The organism is Fluviicola sp., assembly GCF_030151805.1.
GTDB lineage: Bacteria > Bacteroidota > Bacteroidia > Flavobacteriales_D > Crocinitomicaceae > Fluviicola.
Genome location: NZ_JASLCN010000454.1, coordinates 1 through 5,313 on the forward strand (window position 1 = coordinate 1; position 5,313 = coordinate 5,313).

General features: G+C 41.6%; 4 protein-coding genes. 3 read left to right on the forward strand and 1 reads right to left on the reverse strand.

All coding sequences use genetic code 11. The annotated features are described in order from the left end of the window. The coding region (locus tag Q1V93_RS17310; protein ID WP_300666410.1) for an AAA family ATPase at positions 1-903 on the forward strand (903 nt) is incomplete at its 5' end. Between the two features lie 64 nt (positions 904-967). Here Q1V93_RS17310 and Q1V93_RS17315 read toward each other — a convergent pair. After that, positions 968-1,813, reverse strand: a complete 846-nt coding sequence (locus tag Q1V93_RS17315) for a hypothetical protein (RefSeq protein ID WP_300666411.1) — start codon at positions 1,811-1,813, stop codon at positions 968-970. Positions 1,814-2,134: 321 nt separating this feature from the next. Here Q1V93_RS17315 and Q1V93_RS17320 point away from each other — a divergent pair, with 321 nt between their 5' ends. Together Q1V93_RS17320 and Q1V93_RS17325 are read left to right on the forward strand one after the other, a co-directional pair. Beyond that, positions 2,135-3,010 (forward strand): transglutaminase-like domain-containing protein, encoded by an 876-nt coding sequence (locus tag Q1V93_RS17320; RefSeq protein ID WP_300666412.1) that lies wholly within the window; start codon positions 2,135-2,137, stop codon positions 3,008-3,010. Between the two features lie 170 nt (positions 3,011-3,180). Next, positions 3,181-5,253 (forward strand): prolyl oligopeptidase family serine peptidase, encoded by a 2,073-nt coding sequence (locus tag Q1V93_RS17325; protein ID WP_300666413.1) that lies wholly within the window; start codon positions 3,181-3,183, stop codon positions 5,251-5,253. The last annotated feature ends 60 nt before the right edge of the window (positions 5,254-5,313 follow it).

The window sequence follows — 5,313 nt, forward strand, 5'->3', positions numbered from 1 at the left end:
GAAATTCACCAGGTCATTGTCGGTCAGGAAGAAGTGGTTGATCAGGTATTGATTTCCATTTTCTCAAGAGGTCATTGTCTTCTGGTGGGAGTTCCGGGACTAGCAAAAACCTTATTGGTAAATACCATTGCCGATACGTTGGGACTTTCCTTTAACCGTGTGCAATTCACTCCCGATTTGATGCCTTCGGATATCATCGGATCTGAGATTTTAGATGAAAGCCGTCAGTTTAAATTTATCAAAGGACCGCTTTTCAACAATATTATTCTTGCGGATGAGATCAACAGAACTCCTCCGAAAACGCAATCGGCTTTATTGGAAGCGATGCAGGAACGACGAGTAACGGCTGCAGGAACAACTTATACACTGCCTCACCCGTTCTTCGTATTGGCAACTCAAAACCCGATCGAACAGGAAGGAACCTATCCTTTGCCGGAAGCGCAATTGGACCGTTTCATGTTCAACATCTGGGTCGATTATCCTTCTTTCGTAGAAGAATTAGCGATCGTGAAGAGTACCACTTCAGATACCAAAATCAAGCTGAATCAAATCGTTTCGGGAGAGAAAATTGCCGAGTACCAGGAATTGATCCGACGCATTCCCGTTTCGGATAATGTATTGGAGTTTGCAGTGAAACTGGTTGCAAAAACGCGGAAGGATAACCCGATAGCTCCACAGCTGACAAAAGATTTCATTTCGTGGGGAGCAGGACCAAGAGCTTCCCAATACCTGATTGTCGGTGCTAAATGTCACGCCGCTTTACATGGTCGTTTTTCTCCGGATATCGACGACGTGAAAGCAGTTGCATTGCCGATCCTTCGTCACCGTATTGTACGAAATTACCGTGCAGAAGCGGAAGGTTATTCCAATGATAAAATCATTACGGAGTTGATGAATAAATAAAAAATTAACAGATAAAAAAAGTCGGGGTGAAAAATTTTTCGCCCCGACTTTTTTGTTTTAAAGATTACACATTAATCGTGTAAGTATGTCCGTTGATTTCGATTGTAAATGTTCCGTCACACGTTCCTTGTCCGTAATCAATCTTACGCGTTGATTTCCCGGTTGGGGTAATTTCCAGTTTTCCTTTTGTGATATACGGACAACCTACTTTTACATGCAATGCGTCGGTAATATTTGCATCATAACCATCTCCGTTTACAACCTGGGCAGTTGCTGTTCCGGTGATATCGTATTCATCATCCCAAATCCACAATTGCGTGTTGTATCCGTTGGTAAAAGTTCTTACCTGGTGTGAAATGTAGGTGGCAATTTCTCCTGTAGACAAGGTTACTACTCCGTTTACGTTTACATCGTAATAAGGTTGTCCGGAAGAATTCGGCCCCATATTTTCAACGGTCATGAATCCTTCTACCTTGTTGTCGTTTACATAATAGTTTACGGGTGTATATTTGATGATTGTTCCCTGTGCGTAATAAGATCCGTTGTAAGACACAATCAGTTTTCCGCGGCGTTGTTTTCCGTCATCACAGGTACAGTTATTCGTTCCCCAATCAATCGTCAAGGTATCTTGCGAACCAACTGTATCCAACGTTATGATCACATTGCAATCTGCTTTTTCATACACATCGTTTGACTCGTATTTTCCGTATTTGATAATGGGTTTCCCGATTCCATATACAAACGTTCCACCCTTGTAAGCCTGATCGGACATGTTCGCCATTTCAGCAAAGGTACTTTCAACTATTGCATTGGTTTTGGGAGCACTGCTTTCATCATACTTCCATTTCTTACAGGAAGAAACCTGTGCTATCGCAGCTATAGCAAGGCCGAAAATCAAAAATCGTTTCATTTTGTTGTAGTTTTAGAGATACGAATATCGTTGATAACAAAGAACATACCAAACGTTTTTTCCGGGAATGAGTAAATATCACTTATAAGCTAGCGGATGGTAAAAAGATACACATCTTGTTTAAAAGTTTCAAAAGTTCAATGATTCAAGAGTTGAAAGGGCTCAAGTTCCGATAGCTATCAAAAATTCAAAGGGTTCAGACAAAAATTTATTCAGGAATCCGGGCTGATTACCGGATTTAATCCGTTGTTCACATTTTAGTATTAATACTTTAGGTAAGTTATTCAAAAATCCTCGTTGGTCATCGCATATCTTTGTTTCATGAAAGATTTCAAATCTTTACAAGCCCTAATTGCACTCATGGACGATCCTGATGAGCAGGTTTATGCGCACGTCAGAGACCGTTTGCTGGAATTCGGCCCCGATGCCGTGCAGTTGCTTGAATCTTCCTGGGAAGAAAAGGATTATGGATTACTTTTTCAATCACGGATCGAAACACTGATTCATGAAATTCAATTCGAGGAATGCAAGCGTCAGCTCGTTTCTTGGTATCACAGTTCGTCCAAAGATCTGCTGCGCGGTGCGATCATTGTTGCTAAATATCAATACCCGGGTTTAGACCAAAAACACATTTACGAGTTTATTGAGCGCGTCCGAAGAGATTGCTGGTTGGAATTGAACCCGAATATGACGGCATTCGAATCCATCCGGATCATCAACAAAGTGTTATTCGGTCAGTATGGTTTTTCGGGAAATTCCAAGAATTACAATTCTCCGCTCAACTCTTTCATTAACACGGTTATTGAGACCAAAAAGGGAAATCCTTTGAGTTTGAGTATTCTGTACAGCATTGTGGCGCAGGAATTGAAACTCCCGATTTATGGAGTGAATCTCCCCAATCATTTTGTTCTGGCCTACATGGATAACAACGGTGTCAATCAATTTATCTCTAACGGAAACGAATACGGTGTGCTGTTTTATATCAATGCGTTTTCCAAAGGAAGCATGCTCCAGAAGGATGATATCGTTCAGTTTTTGTCGAGCATCCAGGTAGCTCCACAAGCTTCGCATTTTCAGCCGTGCTCCAATTCAGACATTATCCGCAGAATGCTGACGAATCTCGTTGCTTCTTTTCAACAAGTCGGAAACCTGGAAAAGGTGAATGAGTTGATGGAGCTGAGAAGTTTGCTGGATTAATTGAGAATTGAAAATGTAAAATTGAAAAGAGGGAATCTACTTATATACTTCAATCCTTTTCAACTTTCAATTTTCAACTCTGCTTTTTCAAATCCTTTCTTCGTATATTGCATTCGCTGAAAAACAAGTCGGCACTGCAATTCAGAGATTCTTTGATAAAACAGATAACCATGGCAAAATATTCTTTAGTACTCATGACACTTCTCGGAACAACCCCATTTATCCAGGCTCAGGACGACAAATACTTATGGCTGGAAGAAGTCGACGGCAAAAAAGCCCTGGAATTTGTAGCTGCTCAAAACAAGGCTACCATTGACAAACTAAGCATGGAGAAGGACTATCAGTCCATTTATGACAAGAGTTTGGAAATTTCCAATTCTTCCGACCGGATTGTATACCCGGGAATTTTGGGGAAATACGTCTACAACTTCTGGAAAGACAAGGACCACGAAAGAGGAATCTGGAGAAGGTGTCTGTTATCTGATTACAACGCCGGGAAAATGAATTGGGATGTGTTGCTTGATATTGACGAATTATCGAAAAAAGACAATATCAAATGGGTTTACAAAGGTGCGAGCGGCTTATTTCCTTCTTACAACCGCTTTTTGGTTCAGCTTTCAAACGGCGGTGGAGATGCGGTATTGATTAAGGAATTTGATGTCGAGAAAAAACAATTTATCGAAAACGGATTTCAAATCGAAGAAGCAAAAGGCGGAGCAAGTTACATTGACGAAAACACGCTGTGCGTTTCAACCGATTTCGGTGAAGGCACAATGACGAGTTCCGGATACCCGAGCCAGGTAAAAATCTGGAAACGCGGAACGTTGCTGAAAGATGCGCAACTGATTTACGAAGGACAAGCGTCTGATGTCGGGACCTGGGGCGGAACGATGCGGGACGGAATGAAAACGTATACCTTCATTTCGAGAGCTCCTACCTTCTTTACCTCGCAAAAAATCATCTGGATCGACAACAAAATCGTTACCCTGGATATTCCAGAGGATTGTAACATCAGCGGTTTGTTGAACGATCAGTTACTCATTCAACTGAAATCCAATTGGACCGTCCATTCCAAAACGTATCAAAACGGAGCACTTTTAAGCCTGAATTTCACGCAATTGCTCAAAGGAAATAAGGTCGTTCAATTAATCCTTGAACCGGATGAATTTTCCAGTATTTCCGAAGTTGCAACGACCAAAAACAAAGTGCTCGTAAACCTCTTAACGAATGTTACGAGCCAGTTGTATATTTATTCCTTCGCCGATGGAAAGTGGAGCAGCCAAAAAGTAAAAGCTCCTGATTTCGGAACGATTTCATTAACAACTACCGATGAGTTTTCAGATGAATACTTTTTCCAGTATGAAAACTTCATCACTCCAACAACTTTGTACGCTGCTGACGCTGCAAAAAACACTTTTACGGCAAGGCAATCACTTCCTTCCTATTTTGATGCCGGTAAATACGAAGTAAAACAGTTCAAAGCGAAATCAAAAGACGGAACGATGGTTCCTTATTTCATGGTTGCGTCTAAAAACCTGAAAATCGACGGGACGAACCCAACGTTGATCGTTGCTTACGGCGGATTTGAAGTTTCATATCAACCTTTCTACATGGCTAAATACGGAAACGCCTGGTTAGACAAAGGTGGTGTATTTGTATTGGCGAACATTCGCGGTGGCGGTGAATTCGGTCCGAAATGGCACCAGGAAGGAATCAAGGAAAAACGTCAGAACGTATTTGATGACTTATTTGCAGTTTCTGAAGATTTAATAGCTAAGAAAATAACTTCACCTCAACATTTGGGAGTCATGGGTGGAAGCAACGGCGGTTTATTGGTCGGAGTGGCATTCACGCAAAGACCGGATTTATATAACGCAATCGTCTGTCAGGTTCCGCTTCTGGATATGCAGCGTTTCAACAAATTATTGGCCGGAGCAAGCTGGATGGGTGAATACGGAAATCCGGATATTCCGGAAGAATGGGCATATATTCAAAAGTATTCTCCTTATCAAAATCTGAAAACGGGAATGAAGTATCCGGAAGTGTTTTTCACGACTTCTACCCGCGACGACCGGGTTCATCCGGGGCATGCACGAAAAATGGTTGCCAGGATGAATGACATGGGCTACAAAACGTATTATTACGAAAATACGGAAGGCGGACATGCCGGTTCTTCTACGAACGAGCAAAGCGCAAAAGCCAATGCGATGATGTTTTCGTATTTGTTGATGAAGTTGAGGTAACGGATTTAGAACATCATTTTTTACACTATTGAAAGAGAAATGGACCAGCTTTTTTGATTA

Coding starts and splice junctions, on each gene's coding strand:
- Q1V93_RS17315 (WP_300666411.1), bottom strand. CDS start 1,813: ATGAAACGATTTTTGATTTTCGGCCTTGCTATAGCTGCGATAGCACAG.
- Q1V93_RS17320 (WP_300666412.1), top strand. CDS start 2,135: ATGAAAGATTTCAAATCTTTACAAGCCCTAATTGCACTCATGGACGAT.
- Q1V93_RS17325 (WP_300666413.1), top strand. CDS start 3,181: ATGGCAAAATATTCTTTAGTACTCATGACACTTCTCGGAACAACCCCA.